Genomic DNA, 19,915 nt, shown 5'->3' with positions numbered 1-19,915 from the left:
AGTTTAAACCCCTAAAACTATAGATCGCTAACAACAGAATAAATGACTTTTGTTAGGTTTGCGTCATTATTTCAATTTTGATAATTGAATATTTTAAGCGCATCATTTACGAATAATTGCAATGCAAGCAATGGGGCTTATGACCAGGTGTCTAGAGCCAAATTGGGCATTAGAAAGGCACTTACATCGGCACGATAATTTACTTATTTTTTGCGTATTGGCAATCGAATTTGAGACGGATATTTTCTTGAATGATGGATTTTGTTATGCGCTATTATCGCCACGGACTCATCATAATTATTTCCTCCAGTATTTAAATTTCTAGCAAAACGTGGAAAATTACTGCTAGAGACCTCTATTCTGATACGATGTCCTTTTTTAAAATAGTTGCTTGTAGCCATCGGTGTCAAGTCAATTTTATATACCTCGCCCTCATTCATAAAGACTTCTTTCTCATAGCCCTCTCTGTATCGCGCACGTTGTATGGTCTCATCCAAATTGTACGCAGTCCCATCGGGATATACATCGATCAACTTCATAGTGAAATCGGTGTCCTTCACATCTGACGATACATAAAGTGTCGATTCGATAAAACCTGTCACCTCGACCCCTTCTTTGAGTACATCGGTAGTGTACACCAAAATATCATTTCTGGTTTCCATCGCCTGTTGATCGTACGCGCCACCTTTTACGGCATTGCCGGTGCAACAGACATTTCCCCCCCACGAGGTCACTGGATTCATCGGGTCGTATGTAAAGCGATCTGGGTTATCTTTTGAAGGCTTTGTTGTTCTGAGCTCTCCATCTCCGTATACACTGTTGGCGTTTCCGTTGCTATTCAGAAAATAGGTGGTCATCTTGGTCTTTTCAGGAGGCCATTGGTCTGCAGATTGCCACCTGTTGCTGCCCATGGTATAATATTGGACACGAGGGGTCTTTTGTTTAAAATTGTTATTTTCACCCTTCAGCCAGAGGTCCCACCAGGCATAGATCTGCTCATCATAATTTAGCCGTGCATCACCCACACTTCGCTCACCAACAATGGTGTTTTCAGTTGCACGTGTGTATCTACAATGCAAGGTAGGAGCAATGACCAAGTATTGATTTTCGCGAATCATCGCATCTTTTGCATTATTTCTAATGTGATTGAACAATTTTAGATTTGGCGTAATAGATACATCATACCAAGAGGCAAACCAAAAGCTAGGAACTCCGATCTCCATAGTATCGTGATAGAGGCCGCCAGTGAACCAATCTGGATGATTCGGTTTGCGTCGCACCATCTTATCAAAGATCTCTTGCTTGCCATTGATATTTTTCAGTATATCCTGAATAGGCAAATGCTTTAGTGCTTCGGCCATGTCCACGGGGGGATTCTCCGGTGCCAGATCATAGAACCTAGAAATCCGGATAAGGTCTTCTTGAGACGCACCTGCTGGTATCCTAGGTTTGAATTTATCATGTTCCACCCCATACAACCAAGAGAAGAAAAGCAACTGCTCTACTCCTCCTCTATACCAATTCCCTTGTTCCATAATATTCCCTACACGACCTACTCCTGCTCCATATCCTTGTGGAACCATAGCGGTATGTGCGGGGTGGTCCAAGGCGGCTACGGCCATTTGCCATTCGGCGGTCGATGAGCAGCCATAAGTTCCGATCTTTCCATTGGACCAGGGTTGTCTCTTCATCCATGAAAAGGCATCATAGCCATCTGTCAGCGGTACGCCCAGAATATCCCATTCCCCTTCCGAATAGTAGCGCCCACGTTCATTCTGTACCACGTAGGCATATCCCCTTTTTACCGCCTCGTAAGCACGTTGGGCGGTCCGGGTTCTGCGTTCGCCATCACCCCATGAGTTGAAATTATATGGAGTACGCGAAAAGATGATCGGTACTTTTTTATCGTTCTTAGGTCGATAAATATCGGTGGCGAGGCGCACTCCATCGCGCATAGGCATCATTATTTTTTGGTCGATGATGGCGATTTTCTCGAGTTCCTCGAAAATAGTATCATTCTCTTGTGCAAAAAATAGTTGTGAATTGAATAAGAAGATAATGGCAGCGATAAAGCGAAAAAGCTTCATAATTGGAAAAAATTATATAGTTAGTGCCCTAAAGTTACTTAAAAATCGCGTTAAACAAATCGATTGTTTCTTAGTAGTCTAGCTGTATCTCGTTCCTAGAATGTTAATTAATAAATGTTTAAGAGAGAATGTCGTACCTTAAGAAGACCATGACCGTGTTTCATCGCAATAAAATACTTCTTTTTGGTTCTTTTGTACTTCTCGCCTTCTTGGGACGAGGATGCGCGGGAGATTCCAATCCTACCTCCTCTTTAGTAGAGGTCACAACGGAATCTTCAGAAAAAGAGAGAAATCCTAATTTTTCTGATACGCATTCCTTTGAAAAAGTTTCAGAGATTACGAGACTGGCCTTGGAAAAGCCTTGTGGCAGTTGTCACTTGAGTTCACTCAATACTCATAAGCCCGCGGCGATCGCTTTCTTTGATTTGGACCAAGGACCAAGATGGCATATTTCCCTAACCAAAGAAAATCTTGAAGGAATGGCTGGTCGTATAAAGGATAGACCTTCTATCACGGTGGAACAAAAAGAGGCGATTGCTGTTTTTCTCGAGTTGAAGGGGTCTGAGTTAAAGAAATAGCTCTGTGCCGATCTATCTTATAACGTGGTTTTAGGATTGATGTGCATAGTATTTTAACAAATGCTTAACGGGATTATTTTATACCTTTCGGCTACTAAAACTATAAACTAAATCAACAAAAATTTTATGCGAATTTCAATAAAATTAAATAGGGTAGCACTGGCCGCTTTACTTGTGGCTGTCGCTTCTAGTTGCAAAAACGATGCAGCCACTGCCTCATCAGAAAGTTCCAATGAAAAATCCACTGAATTAATGACCGATAATATCCTATTGAAAGAATGGACTGGGCCTTACGGCGGAGTTCCAGCATTTGATAAAATGAAGGTCGAAGACATTAAAGAGGCCGTGGAGACGGGTATGGAGATGAGTCTTGACGAAATTGAAGCCATTGCGAACAGTGCAGAAAGTCCAACATTCGAGAATACCATTGTAGCTTTGGAACGCTCTGGCGCCGAGTTGGATCGGGTATTTGCCTACTATGGGATTCTACGATCCAATATGTCATCGCCCGAATTCAGGGAGATACAGACAGCATTAGCTCCTAAATTATCTGAGTATGAATCTACCATTCTACAAAATGAAAAGCTCTTCAAGCGTATAAAGGCATTATATGATTCTTCGCAAGTACATCCGCATCCTGCGGATCAGCAGCGCGTCTTGGAATTGACCTATGATCGTTTTGCCATGAACGGCGCCAATTTAGATGAAGGAAAGAAAAAGCGCTACGCAGAAATAAACAAGGAACTTTCAACTTTGTACACCAAGTTCTCTAACAATGTACTACATGACGAGGAGAATTACGTTACCTATTTGACCAAAGATCAGCTAAGTGGCCTGTCTGATGGGTATATTAAGTCAGCTGCAAAGATCGCTGCAGACAAGGGACATGAAGGGAAATATGCGGTGACCAATACACGTTCGTCCATGGATCCTTTTTTGACCTATTCGGACGAGCGCGAATTGCGGAAAAAAGTATGGACCAATTACTATGCTCGCGGCGACAATGGCGATGAGTTTGACAATAATGACCTTATAGCCGAAATTCTAAAGTTGCGTCGCGAACGTGTGGAATTACTAGGCCATAAGAATTATGCCGAGTGGCGCTTGCAAGATAGAATGGCCAAAACACCCGAGAATGCGATGCAATTGATGGAAGCCGTTTGGCCGGCCGCAATCGCACGCGTAGCGGAAGAAGTGGCAGATATGCAGGCCATCGCCGATAAAGAAGGTGCAAATATTACTATCGAGCCGTGGGACTACCGCTATTATGCCGAAAAAGTGCGACAGGCTAAATATGACTTAGACAGTGATGAAGTGAAACAATATTTGCAATTGGATAAACTACAGGAGGCGATGTTCTATGTAGCAGGTCGTTTGTTCAATTATGATTTTAAGCCAGTGCCTGAAGGAAGTGTTCCAGTATTTCACGAAGATGTAAAGGTCTGGGAAGTGACCGACAAGGATTCTGGCGAACATATTGGGTTGTGGTATTTGGATCCCTATGCGCGACAAGGTAAGCGCTCTGGTGCGTGGGCGACGACCTATAGAAGTCACACCACCTTTGATGGGAAAGAAACCGTGTTGGCCTCTAACAACTCCAACTTTGTGAAACCAGCTCCTGGCGAGCCCTTGCTTGTTTCTTGGGATGATGCCACCACCTTTTTCCATGAATTTGGCCATGCATTGCACTTTTTCTCTTCAAATGTGAAATATCCCACATTAAACGGCGGTGTCCGCGACTATACCGAGTTTCAATCACAATTATTGGAGCGTTGGTTGTCCACCGATGAAGTGATCAACAACTATTTGGTACATCACGAAACTGGAAAACCTATGCCAAAAGCATTGGTCGACAAGATTAAGAACGCAGCAACCTTCAATCAAGGATTTGGTACCACCGAATATTTGGCCTCAGCTCTTATGGATATGAAATTGCATTTGGCCGACCCAACCAACATCGATGTGGACAAATTTGAGCGCGAGACCTTAGCGGAACTAAAGATGCCAAAAGAATTACCGATGCGACACAGGACGCCACATTTTGGACATGTCTTTTCTGGAGAAGGATACGCCACGGCCTATTATGGCTATATGTGGGCAGACGTGTTAACCAGTGATGCTGCGGAGGCGTTCAAAGAGGCACCGGGTGGATTTTATGACAAAGAAGTCGCAGATAGGTTGGTGCAATATCTCTTTTCGCCAAGAAATTCTATGGACCCAGCTGAAGCCTATAGAAAATTTAGAGGCCGTGACGCCAGTATCGAAGCTTTGATGCGAGATCGTGGGTTTCCAGTACCGAAAAGCTAAACGTATCGGAAATAGGTAGAAAATACAAAAGCGAGCGTCATTGAACGCTCGCTTTTTATTTTAAAAAAGTGCATTGATCTTTTCAAATTTTAGTTGTTCACAATAAGCACGGGAATATCTAGGAGCCGCACCATGGTGTTTACATTAACAGCTTCTTTCTTACGCCAAATACTTTTACTTTTGGATAAACGAGGAATACAAAAGAGTCTTGTATCGCTATGCTTCACATAATTGGCAAGCCCTTCTAAGGCGTTAGCTCCTTTAACGAATACATACGACACTCGATCCTGAGCATTATTCGATTCTTGTTCAGTTCCCTTCGTTGCCTCCTCTTTTTCACCAATGCTAAAAAAGCGCATAGGTTGGTTCGTTTTCTGGTGCAGATGATCGATGATCTCAAAGCCTTCAGCTGCAATCTCTTTGCCGTAGACTCCTAATGAAAGTTCGGAAAATGAGTGGAATTGCTGGGTATCACCACTGATCAAAATGTTGGATTGACAATTATCAATGATATAACTGGTAATACCATCACCGATAAAATCGACCACTTTGGATTTGCGTCGTCCAAGAACAACAATGTCAGGTTCCGCCGTTTTGATGTAATCGAGCATAATATCCTTGACATTTCCGTAATCGATCTTCGTGCTTATCGAAACATCTTCGGTTTTCGCAATCTTCTCCACCATTTCGCGAACCATTGCTTTGGTTTTACGATATTTCTTGTGAAGCTTTCGCATGGCCATGACCTGATTTTCCTGGTCGACCACCAAGGCAATAGAAATGACATGCAGGGCTTCGACTGAGCCATTTATCACTTTAGCCAACTGAGCCGCATTTCTCAATGCCCTTTCTGAAGCTTCGGAGAGATCGGTCAGCACTAATAATCGGTAGGCATTCTTTTGGGCATTCATAGCTTTCTTGTTTTTTGGTTGGTCATCACTAAAACAGCAGCATATTCTAGACTCCAATATTGTAAAAAAAATGTACGGCTGTTAGTGAACGATTTCTAAAATAGCATAATTTGCCTAAAAAATTGTTCGTTTAACGTTTTATTAAGAACATCAAAATCATTCTCATCAAAATTGTATTCACAAGAATTTCAGTTCGTTAACGATTCATCCATTGCTTAAAATCGCTTGTCCTATCTCGACTTACTATAAATTCTTGGTCTCTTGGGCTGCCTATGGTCAATTTGACGCGATGGTTATAATAGGGTGCGATCCTCTTGATGGCGTTTTTCGCGATGATCTGCCCGCGATTAATTCGGTAGAATCGTTCCTTGTCGAGGGAATTGAACAATTGATCGATGGTCTCATTGATCATATATCTTTTCTCTTTCGTAACGCCAAAAGTGATGCTATCTTCGGAATAAGCATATAACATGTCTGAGAGCCTGATCTGCACAAAACTATTGCCCTCTTTCACCAAAATTCCCTCACGCCTATTGGTCATTCGCATGCTATTGAGAAGTTCTTTAAGTATGGCGGGTTCAACAGTTCTCAAACCCTTCGTTTTTGAGAATTTATTCAATGCGACACGCAGGTCTTCTTTTTGGATGGGCTTTAAAAGATAATCTACACTGTTTACCTTAAATGCCTGAATGGCATATTGATCGAAGGCTGTGGTGAAAATGATGGGAGCTTGCACCTCAACTTTTTGAAATACTTCAAAACTGAGACCATCAGCAAGTTGGATATCCATGAATATCAATTCTGGAGAAGGGTGATGCTGAATCCACTGAACGGTATCTTCGACCGTATCTATAATTCCCAACAATTGATACTCAAAACCAGTGGCCTTCAGCATACTTTGTAATTGATTGGCCGCTCGTGGCTCATCTTCAATGATCAGTACCTGCATAGGCTTTCTTTTGTTGATTTGTTTTTAATAAAGGTAAGGATACTACAAATCGTTCTCCATCATTCGCTATTTTAATCGCGCTGTCAGCGATCAGCGCATAACGTCTTTCGATATTCTGCAATCCGAGTTTTGTAGAGGACGTGATCGTTGATTTTGGCCGTATGTCGTTGGTAACGATCAAATGGTCGTCGGCTACCGAAACCCCAATGATCAAAGGATTAGCTTTTGAAATGATATTGTGCTTGATGGCATTTTCCAGTAAGAGTTGTAAACTCATTGGCACTATCATCCTCTCCATTGATGACTCCGGGATGCTCCAATGTAATTTCAAGTTGTCTCCAAACCGTTCAGACTGTATATGGATATAAGCGCGTGCGAATCTTAACTCGTTGCGTAAAGAAATGAGATCAACACTGCCAGACTCTAAAATGAAGCGATAGACATCCGAAATTTTGTTTACAAACTCTTTTGCTTCTTCTTTGGAGTTTTGGTCAATGATATCACGAAGTGTATTTAAGGTATTAAAAAGAAAATGAGGTTGGGCCTGATTTCGCAATGCATCCAATTGTGCTTGTACAATAGCTTGTTTTGCCTGTTCTTCCTCTCTGATCGATTTTTTTAGTCGTATGTTATAGTAAATAGCTTCATAGATGGCCATTGTCATTGTACTAATAATGATGACTGGCAACAATACCTGAGATGAGCTTAAAGGCTTATAATTCTTGTCGAAAATATACGACAACAGATTGTTTCCCAAAAAATCGATTGATATAACCGTGCAGATAATCGACAACAGCAATAACAACGTCCTTTTCACATCGTTCTCAAGGCCAGGATATCTCTTGCGTAAGAGAATGATGATCGACCTAATGACAAACCAATTACAGAGGGTAAAAAATAACGAGACGCTCCAATTGATGACCGCATATTGAAAAGGGTAACGGGCGAACGAATTATTAAAAAGGAAGTCGGTCACAAAGCTTAGAACGATTATACCGATGAGTATAAACCACTTGTCGTCAAAACCTAAATACTGTATGCGTTTTTTCTTATTGAAAAGCATTGAGTCGAGATCATAATTTGATTAATGGCATGCCCTGTTTGGCTTGATAAAAGGTAAAAGCTATCCACGACGCATACAACAGTCCAAAGAGAAGCACTACGAACAGCTGGTTTCGTATGGGCGATTTCCATTTTCTCGTAAGCCCTAATGCGAATAACGGAATTATTTGCAAGCCATGCAATCCGAAAAAATGTGCAATACGCAGGTCGCCCGCTACGGTACTCCAATTAACCAATGGCAGTCCGGCGCCTCCATCGGCAACGCCGACATTATGTGCCATTTGTCCTATCATCTGTCCTCCTACCCAACTTCCGCCTACGATAATTATCCATCCGAGTAAAATGGCGATTTGTATGGGCATCGAAGTATGCAGTCTTAATCGAATGGTCTCAATGATGAAAAACACCATCACCAATACATTGATGGCAATCAATATTCCCATGGCCGCAAAGAGCATTCCATCAAATGCTGATGATATATTATAATGCGATTGCACGCCACGCGCAGCCTGATAGAAAATGATGCTAATCTCGAAAAGCAGCGTCCAAGAAACGATATTTCGAATAATATGTTTTTTGATCGTTGAAAATGGATAATAGGTGATCAGGTATCCTAAGGACAGAATATAAATGCCTCCTGAAATCAAGAATTTAAAAGGTTTCACCCATACGTTAAGGCCCATCAGCATCCTATCATCTAAAAAAAATGCAGGAATACATAAGATTGCAGTGATAAAATGTGCCATGGCAATCCAATAGAGGATTGGGCTTTCTAAACGTACCGTACTAAAAACGTGCTTTATGTGCTTCATGGCTGTTGTTTTTTGATCCCTCTTATGATCATGAATATCAAAAAACCAATGGGGCCCAGCATAAAGGTTCCCACTAAGCATGGAGCCATTAAAATCGGATGGATCTTAAGTGTTTTGTTTTGGTCCAACATCCACATGCCCACAAGTAAATCAAAGGCCAAATAATGTACCCATCCAGCTAAGACGGCCTGTTCTTTTGTGAATAGGGACATCACAGCATCCAAGCTGCCAAAATCCATGGCGCCACCTGACTGGATAGACAGACCAATATAAATGGCATAGACGATGGCCAGTATTAACGGAACGACCTTAAAATCGATCAAAAATCGGGTCAATTTCCATTGAGGTAAGAAGATCATTAAGATCCACATGGGCAGCGCCATCATGTTTGTTAAGGAAAAAACTTCGGTTGGTGTCATCATCTGTTCTTTTGAAATGTTTTATGAAACTTAGGGTCAAAGATGTAGCGGTATGTGAGCAATTGAAACTACTTTCTGTTGAATCATCTTTATAATCGATCGAATTGTGACCAATGATATCTCGACCGTTATACCTTTGGTCGACCTGGTTTGCATGAAATATCATCCATGCCCTGCTGATATCTACATATATCATTTGTTAAGTACGTTTTGGGGTCGTAATTTCGTCAAAACTTCAGGCTGCTTTCCCATGAAGCATTGGAATCGTTGAAGATGAGATTCACTAATAATTACCTAGCAAATGGATTTTCTGAGTATCATAAGCATTTTCACAGCGGTATCATTCATCTATTTTGGAATCTCTTGTTTGACCACTCATTATATGAAATCAGAGTTTATACGATATGGACTCGCAAAACAAAGAGTATTGACGGGAAGTCTTCAATTGATAGGAGCCACAGGTATTTTGATCGGTGTTTGGGGAAGTCCTTTCCTCGCTTTCTTTTCTTCATGCGGACTTTTCTTGCTTATGCTTGCTGGGTATAGCGTGCGATTAAAGATCAAGGATAGCTTTCTACGATCGTTGCCAGCGTTGATATTTGCTATCCTCTGTATCTATCTAAGTTATCGCTATTATGCCCTATGGCAACTGGAAGTTATTCGCTAGAGAAAGGCGATCAATAAGCACATCGTCATGAAGAGTGCCGCAGGAAACGACTTTATCAACGGGTCACTTATTTTAAAATGCATCGTGATGGAACCCAATAACAAGGCCGCCAATCCCAAACTGGAAGGTTGTTTTAATTCTGGATACCAAATGGCGGCAATAAGCCCCAATGCAAGAAGTACTTTTAAAGTGCCTACCAAATAACACATCCATACAGGAAGGCCATACACCTTAAATTCTTCAATGATCGTTGTAGCATTTCCGCCACGCCAGCGGGTCGCTTTCTTTGGCTGGACAAGCCAGACATTTAAAATACTTAAAGCAACGATACATTGTAGTACGATGATAAAATAATTCATGTTGTTTACGTTTTTTAATATCCCCTTAAGTTAACAAAAAAATTGTGTAGAAGAACGAACCCAATTTAGTTTATTCTAGAGGCGATATGCAGGTGTCACTTATGCCCTAATGGGAACTCTTTTTCATTAGCATTCTATAACTTTTAAAACATCATGCATCTTTGAATAACAATACGAGCTTTGTGTACACTATTAATTCGGATTTATTGCGGCCGGAGAACGCATGCACGATTTTGTCACAAGTCGATAAAAGCGTTGCTTTAAGCTCGGTAGTGAACTCTTTTTTATTTGAGTAGTAGAATTCACTAAAAGTCGTAAATGCCCGCTCTGAGGAGCATTGCTGCTTTATCAACGCTCGCAAGGTCTCATAGATGATATCCTCGCTGTTTAAGCTCCCCAACGTGTCTGTTGCGATATCCTTTACTATTTCTACGATCTTACGCTTTTCAATGACTTCTATCGTTCTATCTGCATTAGCGATCGCATATAGCAAAGAGGCAAAATGCTTATAAAATTCAATATTTCTGAGCGATTCAGGTATCATCTTTTCCTTACACTGATCATCCTAGATGGGTGATCATTTGATTATATTCAATGGATCTTCATGTGCGACCTTTTGGGCGTACAATGTCGAATACTTCTTTAAGTTCATACCCAAGACGCCTGCTTTCTTCATCATTCTAACTCCAACTATAGGAATCTAAATATCGCATTTTTTCAATACTTGATCTTGATGGAATTGTCCAGTTTTTTAACAGTAGCTGCTCCGCTTACCTTATACTTTGAAAACGGCCGCCTCGTCTTTAAAACTTTTAAATTCTATCATATAGCCATTGGGGTCCTTTACAAAAAAGGAAAGGTGTTCTCCCACTTTGTCCTGCATGAATACTGCTTCAGTAGTCACCTCTAATTCTGCCTGAAAGAGTTTGGCATATAGTTTACCCCAGAGGTCAACTTCTACGATTACGCCAAAATGGAAAGAAGGCAAGACCTGATCGCCCAAGCGATAATTCTTAAAGTCAAAAGAAAAATTACCGGCTTCTGTAAAGGTGAGTTGGTTGCCGAATAAATTGACATCCACCCATTTTTCGCTTTTTCTTCCAAGCTTAGCACCAAGATGATCGGTGTAGAAATCACTGGTTTGGTTAACGTCTGTACACGGAAGCGCGAGATGAAATTGAGCTTTCATAATAGTCGTTTTTAAGTAGCAATACGTTTTTGTTCTTCAAAATAAAAGGTAACGGCTGCGCGGTCTGAAGCATCCATGAATTTTACGACCTCATACCACGGTAGCCAAAGGATCGCTTTAAATTTTTGCGGCTCCATCAACTTTGGGACACCGAGAGTGGCATTGGCCACAAAGTAGTGTTTCCGTTTTATAAGATTCTTTTTTTTAACTCTTTCCGTGGCAATATATCTAAAGGCACTCTTATCTAGTAAAATTCCTATCTCTTCATAGGTTTCCCTGATAAGACCCGCTAAATGCGATTCATGTTTCTTCTTAATACCGCCGGGAAGCGTGTAGCGCTTTTTGTTGGTCAACTTTTCTAATACCAATAGTTTCTGGCCATCCACAAGCAATAGGCGCGACTTCTCTATGTTCTTTAGGGCTTTCATTCTTGTAATGGGCAGGTCGTTGTTTGAGATCCGCCCAATCAAATATACTATTCTGCAAGTTTTAGGTCGACTATGACATAGGAATCGTACTCTTCCTCTAGTTCATCGATCTCTGTCATCACTTTATAGGTTACCTTGAATATCTTTCCCTTGTACTTCTCATCGGTAAGATCAAATCTTGCAGAAGCTTTCGATTCTATCTCTTCAAACTCATATGAATTCTCATCTTCATCAGTGAAATAGTAGACACCTTCTTCATATCCATCAAAACTAAGTAGGACTGTAACGGTCTCTTGTCCCTCACCTGGAGCTATCGCCAGGTTGAACATTAACAGCGTGATCAATAGTGTTTTCATTATAGATTAAAGATTTGATATGGTTGATACTTTTTCTGGGCTGGTCTTAACTTCAATCGAAATTTTCCTCTTCGTTGGCCTCATCATCAATTTCCTCATTGTTGAAATTATCTTCACCATCGTCGATATTGTCATCGTCATCATCATTATCGTCGTCGTGATCTTCCATTACCTGAACGAGACGTTTACTTACCTTTACCAGATAACGGGTCGTATCAGTTTCGACCTCGACGCACTCAAGAATCTCATTGCTTGCATTTCTGAATGTGATAATATCATCATCATCATATCCTTCAGGAAACTTTTCCACCAGAAGATCTAACAATTCCTTGTTGAGCTTCTTAAAATCTATGATCACACGTTTTTTATTCTGATCTATCTTTTTTTTCATTTTTTACATCTTCAATATATACGCAAATATTAATGGTGCTACGATGGTAGCATCTGATTCTATTACAAACTTCGGAGTGTCTATATCCAATTTACCCCAAGTGATCTTTTCATTTGGAACGGCACCAGAATAAGAGCCATAGCTAGTCGTAGAATCACTTATCTGGCAGAAATAGCTCCAAAATGGGGTATTCTCTTCTTCTAGGTCCTGATAGAGCATGGGAACCGCGCAGATAGGGAAATCACCGGCAATGCCACCTCCTATCTGAAAAAAGCCGACACCCTTGTCTGAATTCCAAGTGTACCAATCAGCCAAGTATGCCATATATTCGATACCCGACTTAACCGTGCTGGCTTGCAGTTCTCCTTTCATCACATAACTTGCAAAGATATTACCAAGTGTACTGTCTTCCCATCCTGGGACCACCATCGGAAGATTTGCCTTGGCCGCAGCATACATCCAAGAGTCCTTGATATCGATCTCGTAATATTCCTCCAACACACCGGATAGCAATAGCTGATACATATATTCGTGCGGGAAATAACGTTTCCCCTGTCTTTCGGCATCTTTCCATAGCTTGAAAATATGTTTTTGCAGTCTCCTGAACGCTTCTTCTTCGGGGATACATGTATCGGTAACTCGGTTGAGGCCCTTTTCTAAAAGTTCGAATTCCTCTGTAGGGGTCAGATCTCTATAATTTGGAATCCTCACATAATGGCTATGTGCAACCAGATTCATCACATCTTCCTCCAAATTGGCGCCTGTGCATGAAACGATATGCACTTTCTCCTTTCGTATCATCTCGGAAAATATTTTACCTAGTTCTGCGGTACTCATGGCACCAGCCAGAGAAACCAACATCTTGGCATCTTTCTCTAATTGTGCTTCATAGGCCTTTGCCGCATCTACCAGCGTCGCCGCATTGAAATGCAGATAATATTTTTCAAGAAAGTTGGATATTGCTCCTCTATTGCTCATCGTATTCGTCAAATTCTAATTTGTTTCTTTTCACTTCATCTATTTCGAAGGCGCCATCATCCTCGGTCACCATATCCTGTTGTTCAAACTTATAGGAAAGCATCTTGTAATAGAGTTTGGCTGCGATGAAATCCGATGCCTTTTCATTTGGATTCGGGCATAACTCAACTATATCAAAACCCACCACATTCTTTTCCTCGAACACCTTTTTCAAAAATTCGAGTGTTTCATACCAAAAGAGTCCTCCAGGCTCTGGAGTTCCCGTCGAAGGAAGAATGGATGGGTCAAAGGCATCAAGATCGAATGTAATATATACGTTATCGGTCATTAGATCGATGGCAGCGTCCATCCAAAAGTCATCATTGACCATCTCGTGAGCAAAAAAGACCTGTTCCATATTCATCACACTTTTCTCCGAGGAGTCCATACTACGAATGCCGATCTGCACCAAATTGGTCTGCTGATTGGCCTCGTATAGTGCACAGGCATGATTGAATTGCGAGCCTTCATACTCTTTTCTGAGGTCGGCATGAGCATCGATCTGAAGCACGGTCAAGTCTTCAAAACATTCGTTGAATGCTCTTATTGCACCGATAGAGATAGAATGCTCTCCCCCTACCATGGTTACAAATTTTTTACGCTTGATGTAACTTTTCGAAATAGCATGAACCGCAGCCACCATATCTTCAGGCCGCTCATTTTCGGTGATAGCGTCCGCCAGATAGATACCTTGCTTATATACTTCGCTATCTGTTTCGATGTCATATAATTCTAGTTGTTCGGAGGCATCCAGAAAGGCTTCCGGGCCTTTGTCAGCACCTTTACCCCAAGTACTTGTCCCGTCGAAAGGTACCGGGATCAACACTACTTTGGCGGTCTCGTTTTTCGAATTGACCTCAGGTATTCCCGCAAATGTTCTTGTCGTTTTCATTTGTTACTACTTAACTAATTTAGATTTGAGAATCGACCGGCACCATATTAATAGTGGTTTCGGATGCTCTTTTCTCAGTCGTTTCATATCCAAGAATTCCAAGCAATTGATCTGACGTCTGTTGCGGTGCAAACAAGCTCGTTGTCAATTTCCCTTCCTCATCCCTGTCGATGAGCACATGTTTGGGCTGTGGGATCAAGCAATGCTGAAGTCCGCCAAAACCACCTATCGTTTCTTGGTACGCCCCTGTATTGAAAAATCCAATGTATAGCGGTTTTTCCTTTTTATATTTTGGCAGATAGATGGCATTCATATGTTGCTCAGAGTTGTAATAATCATCACTATCACAAGTGAGTCCGCCCAAAAGCACACGTTCGTATTCCTCATTCCAGCGATTGAGCGCAAGCATGATAAAGCGCTTGTTTATCGCCCACGTATCTGGCATGGTCGTGATAAATGAAGAGTTGATCATGTTCCATTTTTCACGGTCATTCTGCTGTTTCTGATATAATACCTCGTAGATCGCTCCGCCACTTTCGCCAACCGTATAGCTGCCAAATTCGGTAAAGATATGTGGCACAGCGACTCCTGCCTCGTCACATGCTTGCTGTATCTGATTGATGATCTCTCTCACCATATAACTATAATCATAGTCGAAGGCCAAGGAATTCTTGATCGGAAAGCCACCACCGATATTTAAGCTATCCAATGAAGGGCATATTTTCTTGAGGTTGATATACACCTTCATGCACTTCAATAATTCGTTCCAATAGTAAGCCGTATCGCGAATTCCCGTATTGATAAAGAAATGCAACATCTTAAGCTTCGCTCTGGGATGATCCTTAAGCTGATTATTGTAGAATGGAACGATATTTTTGTATCCGATACCCAATCGTGAGGTGTAGAACTCAAACTTAGGCTCCTCTTCAGAAGCAATACGAATGCCTACTTCAAAGTTGCCTTCAATAGTACTACTTAATAGTGACAACTCTTCGTAGTTATCGATGATCGGTATACAATTTTGATGCCCCTTGTTGATAAGTCGTGCTATATTTTGAATATACTGATCTCTTTTGAAACCATTGCAGACCACATAGGTATCATCTTTTATTTTTCCTGCTTCCTTGAGTCTTTCAACAATGTCGATATCAAAAGCGGAAGAGGTCTCGATATGTATGTCATTCTTTAGCGCTTCATTTAGCACATGGCTAAAATGGGAGCTTTTTGTACAATAACAATAATGATAGTTGCCCTGATAATTATTTTCTGTCATCGCCTGCGCAAACCAATCCTTTGCCCGATTGATATTATCAGAGATCTTAGGCAAATAGGTAAATTTTAAGGGTGCTCCATATTGGGCGATCAACTTCATAAGGTCGATGCCGTGAAAATATAACTGGTTGTTTTCGAGCTTGAACTCTTCTTGTGGAAAATCGAAGGTCTGCTCGATCAAATCGATGTATTTAGTTTTCATTATGCGTATTTGAAAAAGTTTTTATGAATATGAAATATGTTGCGAGTTGCAACGAACATCAATTCAATATCAAATACGGAAAATGAACACGGTGTAGGGCACGAAAGGTATTCGTCTTAAAAAACGGAAAATGGTAAAGGTTTCAGAGGTCAGCCTTTGAATTCGGTTCCCAATCCCTAGGGCAGCTTTTGGAGTAGACCTCTTTATCCTCCTAAGCCCGAATATGAAAAAAGTTTTCATCGGTATAGGCAATGCGTAACTTAATGTGACGCATTATCAAAACAAATGTAAATAAAAAGCGAATTTGAAAGCGTTTTTTTTGAAAAAATTTACATTGACCCAAATCAACTGTTTAAAAGGCATATGACATAGGAGCGCACAGGACAGGAACGATAAAGAAGCTTGTCCCTAAGAAAGATTTAAGGACAAGCTTTCCACAAACAAATTAACTAACTGACAAACCGCTGTTGCCGCTTAAGGATCTGGATAGCAAAAAGGGTGTGAATATACTTTGGCTGGTCGCTAATTCTTTTCAAACACCAAAGTATCTGTTCCTCCATTTCCACCACTGATATCGATAAGGCTAATTTTAGCGGCACTATAACTGACAATGTCCCAGTCGTCATTCAAATCTTCAAAAACACTGGTGGCAGGTACTGGAAATGCAATATTGAAGTCGATATCATCACTACTACTGCTGCTACTGCTGTTACTATCATCGGTGACCGACCAAGTACCAGTAACGGTATTGCTTCCATTGGTCGCCGTAAGCGTACCGTCTGAAGCAAACGTGAAATTATAGTCATTGAAATCGTTAGTTTCATCTTGACCAGAATCAACAAAACTTGTAATACGCCAAGTACCGTCTTCAGCAGTATTTTTTACGGCGGCGATCTCCTGGCTATTATCGATGATGTCATCATCATCGGAGGAACAGGTAGAGGACATCAATGAAATAGATAAAACAACTAGCAGCATTCTAAAAAGCAGAGTTTTCATAATTTATGGTTTTGATTAATGATTAAATTTAAAGTCATTCTTTTATATAGAACAATCGAAAAGGTAAAACTCCTACCTCCCTCTCCTAAAATTTTCGTTATCACTTTGGCAGCTTTTTTATATTGAGAAATTAGTATGTACTTTAGGGTTTGAATTACCTATACTAGGCGTTGCCTAAAATGATATTTCATGAGCAATAAAAAACACCCTAAAAGACCCAAGAGAAAGAAAAGGAGCTCCAAGCATTTAGGACAGGCACCTGGAGCGGTGGTCTATGTTGGAGAGAAGGAATTTAAAGAGACGAAACTCGAGGTTCATGATTATACCAAGACGGAATATAACTTATTTCATACCGATGAAATACAAAAGATCTTTGAGTTTAAGGGGAACGACCGCATCACATGGATCAATGTGAACGGTCTTGGCCACGCAAATGAGATCATGGCCATTGGAAAACACTATAATCTTCATCCTTTGATCTTAGAAGACATTGTTAACACCGAACAACGACCTAAGATCGATGAATATGAATCCTATCTCTTCGTGGTGCTCAAAATGCTTTACTTTGATGCGAATGGTGATTTTGTGGTAGAGCACATCTCTATTGTTTTGGGAGAGGATTATGTGATCACCTTTCAAGAATCTGAAGATGACCTCTTCGATACTGTACGGTTACGTTTGAAAGATGAAAAAAGTCGCCTGCGCAATGTGGATTCGGACTACTTGGCATTCGCTTTGATGGATGCCATCGTAGATAATTACTTTGTGATCGTAGATACCATCGGAGAACGGGTAGAGCAACTGGAAGATGACCTGTTCACCGAAAATGTACAAGAAACCATCACGAGAGACATCCAAACCCTAAAACACGACATTCTGAGGGTGCGAAGAAACATACTACCATCGAGAGAGGTCATCGGGCGATTGGTGAAGTCCGAAAGCAATCTGATCTATGAGAAGACACGGGACTATTTGAGAGACCTTCAGGACCATGTGGTACACATCAACGAGAACATCGACGTCTATCGCGAAATGATCTGGGGGCTTATGGACATGTACATGACCACTATAAGCAATAAGATGAACAGCATTATGAAAGTGCTTACCATTATCGCCACCATCTTTATACCCCTTACGTTTATCGCGGGTATCTACGGAATGAATTTTGAGCATATGCCCGAGTTACAGTACAAATACGGTTATTATGTATTGTGGGGTATTATGCTTAGTATTTTTATCGCCCTGCTATTCTATTTCAAAAAGAAAAAGTGGCTCTCATAGCAATCATATGGATCTCATCAAAAAAATATCGAAATCTTTTGAATCCAGACCTTATGACATAGGCGTAGCGCTTGGAGGTGGCGGCACCCGTGGTTTTGCACATCTTGGAGTATTGCAGGCTTTGAAAGAGGCCAACATTCAAGTAGAAGCTGTCTCTGGTGTGAGTGCAGGAGCTATCGTAGGCTGCATGATCGCATCGGGGAAAGCGCCAAAAGAGGTGATGCAACTGATGCAAGACTATGACCTTCTCGACTTCACCTCTTTCCAAATTCCAAAAATGGGGCTGCTCAATTTCGATAAGCTGGAAGGATTCCTTTCCGAACACTTGCCCAGCGACAGTTTCGATGATCTAGAAATTCCGTTTTGGGTAACGCTCTCTAACTTAAACGTTGGAAAGGTCGAATATCACAATTCTGGTTCTTTGATAACCGCCGTGATGGCCTCCGCCTCTATTCCTGTACTATTCTCCCCTGTGACCATCGGCGAGTATACGTATGTAGATGGAGGCCTCTTTGACAATTTGCCAGTGCAACCTTTAAGAGATAATTGCAAAAAAGTTATCGGAGTGGATATTAGTCCTGTCCAAGAGGTAGAAAGCTTTAGCAATCTAATAGATGTGGCCATTCGCACCTTTCAATTAAACGACAAGTCCAATACCCGAAAAAATAAGAAAGAATGTGATCTCTTTATTCAGCCATTGGATCTCTGCGAATATGATATTCTCGATACATCCAACGCAAAGAAACTATTTGATATTGGATACGATTGTGCAAATAGCATGACCATAGACCTGTAAACTTTAGCCTATAAAACCATCCTCGAAAATGGTTACGGACTTTTGTTCGATGAAATCCCAAGTTGTTGCAAGCAGGGTTTTGAAGCGAAGCGCTACGAGATTATTTTCTTGGTCAAATGGATGGTTCGCTTCAAAAATAACGTTAAGTACTTCTTCATCGTCTTCAATCGAACAAATACCAAAAAGATTTAAAAAAAGCTCCTTGCTAGGTTCGTTATAGACCAACATCGCTTTATTTGAGATTCTCAAATTTTGAGTCTCTTGACCTTGTTTTTGACATAAGAACCAGATGATACCATCATCTCCCACCTGCTGTGTCTTCAATAGTGCTGTGCATGGCGGATGATGTGTTAGTTTCGTGACCAGCAAAGCCATTTCTACCTTCTGGATGGTACTTTTTATGAATCCCTTATGCAATTCTGACTGTTCCATATTCTATAAAGTTACAAAATGATATGTGGTAACCATCAAGGCTGTTTAACAATACATTAACGTTATTTTCTTGGATAAAGGAAAAAAGTTGTTAACATATAACAAGAAACAATATCTGCCATGAAACTTATTTCAATCAAAAGAAAAACAAAAACGGAAAAACGATATAGTAAGAGAATGGGGATGCTCACTACCAATGTCACTTACATTACTAAAAACCTCGTTGGTATTCCCATTAGAACATTGTACAAGTATCGGGAAACCTACTACGGTGCGACGAAAGATTGTAAAGACTGTGTGATTTCGAAATAGATTCAATAAATCACTTTTGCATCTATTCGCTTTTACCCTATGAGATAAGTTCTAAGGTACACTTCAAAATTAATTAACAAAATACATCAAACCTTCTATGTTCAAAGAAAGTACTAATCACATCTTTAGTTTTGAATACTTAATTTTTAGAAGCCAAACCAGCAGATGCATACCTCCCACTACCTGAGCTATCAGGT

The 19,915-nt window shown here is 40.8% G+C and carries 23 protein-coding genes; 6 read left to right on the top strand and 17 right to left on the bottom strand.

Annotated elements, in window-relative coordinates:
- Positions 1-203: 203 nt before the first annotated feature.
- Positions 204-2,087, bottom strand: a complete 1,884-nt coding sequence (locus ACFQ1M_RS07555) for a CocE/NonD family hydrolase (RefSeq protein WP_386406256.1) — start codon at positions 2,085-2,087, stop codon at positions 204-206.
- Positions 2,088-2,215: 128 nt separating this feature from the next.
- Here ACFQ1M_RS07555 and ACFQ1M_RS07550 point away from each other — a divergent pair, with 128 nt between their 5' ends.
- Positions 2,216-2,665, top strand: coding sequence for a hypothetical protein (locus ACFQ1M_RS07550; RefSeq protein ID WP_386406253.1), 450 nt, complete (start codon positions 2,216-2,218; stop codon positions 2,663-2,665).
- A gap of 126 nt (positions 2,666-2,791) precedes the next feature.
- A complete protein-coding gene (locus tag ACFQ1M_RS07545) occupies positions 2,792-4,972 on the top strand; it encodes a M3 family metallopeptidase (RefSeq protein ID WP_386406250.1) in 2,181 nt (726 codons plus the stop codon).
- A gap of 89 nt (positions 4,973-5,061) precedes the next feature.
- On the opposite strand, the gene ACFQ1M_RS07540 is transcribed toward ACFQ1M_RS07545, so the two are convergent.
- From ACFQ1M_RS07540 to ACFQ1M_RS07520, 5 genes are all read right to left on the bottom strand, one after another.
- Positions 5,062-5,883 carry a universal stress protein gene (locus tag ACFQ1M_RS07540; RefSeq protein ID WP_386406247.1) on the bottom strand — a complete coding sequence of 274 codons (822 nt, stop codon included), beginning with the start codon at positions 5,881-5,883 and terminating at the stop codon, positions 5,062-5,064.
- Between the two features lie 196 nt (positions 5,884-6,079).
- Complete coding sequence (locus ACFQ1M_RS07535) at positions 6,080-6,832, bottom strand: LytR/AlgR family response regulator transcription factor (protein ID WP_386406244.1); 753 nt, start codon at positions 6,830-6,832, stop codon at positions 6,080-6,082.
- A complete protein-coding gene (locus tag ACFQ1M_RS07530) occupies positions 6,813-7,895 on the bottom strand; it encodes a sensor histidine kinase (RefSeq protein WP_386406241.1) in 1,083 nt (360 codons plus the stop codon). The genes ACFQ1M_RS07535 and ACFQ1M_RS07530 overlap by 20 nt, the downstream gene beginning before the upstream one ends.
- A gap of 10 nt (positions 7,896-7,905) precedes the next feature.
- Entirely contained in the window at positions 7,906-8,706 is an 801-nt protein-coding gene (locus ACFQ1M_RS07525; protein WP_386406238.1) for a hypothetical protein, read from the bottom strand.
- A complete protein-coding gene (locus tag ACFQ1M_RS07520; RefSeq protein WP_386406235.1) occupies positions 8,703-9,128 on the bottom strand; it encodes an ABA4-like family protein in 426 nt (141 codons plus the stop codon). Before ACFQ1M_RS07520 ends, ACFQ1M_RS07525 begins: the two co-directional genes overlap by 4 nt.
- Before the next feature lie 298 nt (positions 9,129-9,426).
- Here ACFQ1M_RS07520 and ACFQ1M_RS07515 point away from each other — a divergent pair, with 298 nt between their 5' ends.
- On the top strand, positions 9,427-9,792 hold the full coding sequence (locus ACFQ1M_RS07515) for a DoxX family protein (RefSeq protein ID WP_386406232.1): 366 nt from the start codon (positions 9,427-9,429) through the stop codon (positions 9,790-9,792).
- On the opposite strand, the gene ACFQ1M_RS07510 is transcribed toward ACFQ1M_RS07515, so the two are convergent.
- The 10 genes from ACFQ1M_RS07510 to ACFQ1M_RS07465 all read right to left on the bottom strand — a co-directional run bounded on the left by ACFQ1M_RS07510 (position 9,789) and on the right by ACFQ1M_RS07465 (position 16,897).
- Positions 9,789-10,151, bottom strand: a complete 363-nt coding sequence (locus ACFQ1M_RS07510; protein WP_386406229.1) for a DoxX family protein — start codon at positions 10,149-10,151, stop codon at positions 9,789-9,791. The two genes, ACFQ1M_RS07515 and ACFQ1M_RS07510, sit on opposite strands and share 4 nt — an antisense overlap.
- A gap of 151 nt (positions 10,152-10,302) precedes the next feature.
- A complete protein-coding gene (locus ACFQ1M_RS07505; protein ID WP_386406226.1) occupies positions 10,303-10,695 on the bottom strand; it encodes a hypothetical protein in 393 nt (130 codons plus the stop codon).
- Positions 10,696-10,926: 231 nt separating this feature from the next.
- A complete protein-coding gene (locus ACFQ1M_RS07500) occupies positions 10,927-11,340 on the bottom strand; it encodes a VOC family protein (protein WP_386406223.1) in 414 nt (137 codons plus the stop codon).
- 11 nt (positions 11,341-11,351) lie between these two features.
- A complete protein-coding gene (locus tag ACFQ1M_RS07495; RefSeq protein WP_386406220.1) occupies positions 11,352-11,768 on the bottom strand; it encodes an NUDIX hydrolase in 417 nt (138 codons plus the stop codon).
- A gap of 47 nt (positions 11,769-11,815) precedes the next feature.
- Positions 11,816-12,124 carry a hypothetical protein gene (locus ACFQ1M_RS07490; protein WP_386406217.1) on the bottom strand — a complete coding sequence of 103 codons (309 nt, stop codon included), beginning with the start codon at positions 12,122-12,124 and terminating at the stop codon, positions 11,816-11,818.
- Positions 12,125-12,176: 52 nt separating this feature from the next.
- Complete coding sequence (locus ACFQ1M_RS07485) at positions 12,177-12,515, bottom strand: hypothetical protein (protein WP_386406214.1); 339 nt, start codon at positions 12,513-12,515, stop codon at positions 12,177-12,179.
- Positions 12,516-12,518: 3 nt separating this feature from the next.
- Positions 12,519-13,493: a deoxyhypusine synthase family protein gene (locus ACFQ1M_RS07480; RefSeq protein ID WP_386406211.1), complete on the bottom strand. Its 975-nt coding sequence runs from the start codon at positions 13,491-13,493 to the stop codon at positions 12,519-12,521.
- The gene (gene speB / locus ACFQ1M_RS07475) at positions 13,483-14,424 is read right to left on the bottom strand and encodes an agmatinase (protein ID WP_386406208.1); all 942 of its coding nucleotides are present in this window, start codon (positions 14,422-14,424) and stop codon (positions 13,483-13,485) included. The genes ACFQ1M_RS07480 and speB overlap by 11 nt, the downstream gene beginning before the upstream one ends.
- Before the next feature lie 19 nt (positions 14,425-14,443).
- Positions 14,444-15,898 (bottom strand): arginine decarboxylase, encoded by a 1,455-nt coding sequence (locus ACFQ1M_RS07470; protein WP_386406205.1) that lies wholly within the window; start codon positions 15,896-15,898, stop codon positions 14,444-14,446.
- Positions 15,899-16,420: 522 nt separating this feature from the next.
- A complete protein-coding gene (locus ACFQ1M_RS07465) occupies positions 16,421-16,897 on the bottom strand; it encodes a hypothetical protein (protein WP_386406202.1) in 477 nt (158 codons plus the stop codon).
- A 189-nt stretch (positions 16,898-17,086) separates the two neighbouring features.
- Here ACFQ1M_RS07465 and corA point away from each other — a divergent pair, with 189 nt between their 5' ends.
- Together corA and ACFQ1M_RS07455 are read left to right on the top strand one after the other, a co-directional pair.
- The gene (gene corA, locus ACFQ1M_RS07460; RefSeq protein WP_386406200.1) at positions 17,087-18,178 is read left to right on the top strand and encodes a magnesium/cobalt transporter CorA; all 1,092 of its coding nucleotides are present in this window, start codon (positions 17,087-17,089) and stop codon (positions 18,176-18,178) included.
- A 7-nt stretch (positions 18,179-18,185) separates the two neighbouring features.
- Positions 18,186-18,974, top strand: coding sequence for a patatin-like phospholipase family protein (locus ACFQ1M_RS07455; RefSeq protein ID WP_386406197.1), 789 nt, complete (start codon positions 18,186-18,188; stop codon positions 18,972-18,974).
- 3 nt (positions 18,975-18,977) lie between these two features.
- On the opposite strand, the gene ACFQ1M_RS07450 is transcribed toward ACFQ1M_RS07455, so the two are convergent.
- Positions 18,978-19,406 (bottom strand): pyridoxamine 5'-phosphate oxidase family protein, encoded by a 429-nt coding sequence (locus ACFQ1M_RS07450; protein WP_386406194.1) that lies wholly within the window; start codon positions 19,404-19,406, stop codon positions 18,978-18,980.
- Positions 19,407-19,526: 120 nt separating this feature from the next.
- On the opposite strand from ACFQ1M_RS07450, the gene ACFQ1M_RS07445 reads away from it, so the two are divergent.
- On the top strand, positions 19,527-19,718 hold the full coding sequence (locus tag ACFQ1M_RS07445; RefSeq protein WP_386406191.1) for a hypothetical protein: 192 nt from the start codon (positions 19,527-19,529) through the stop codon (positions 19,716-19,718).
- Positions 19,719-19,915: the final 197 nt, after the last annotated feature.

The sequence above is a fragment of the Sungkyunkwania multivorans genome, from assembly GCF_042675645.1.
In the GTDB taxonomy this organism is placed as follows: Bacteria; Bacteroidota; Bacteroidia; order Flavobacteriales; family Flavobacteriaceae; genus Sungkyunkwania; species Sungkyunkwania multivorans.
Note: the sequence above shows the minus strand (reverse complement) of the source record. Positions and strands in the feature narration are given on the sequence as shown.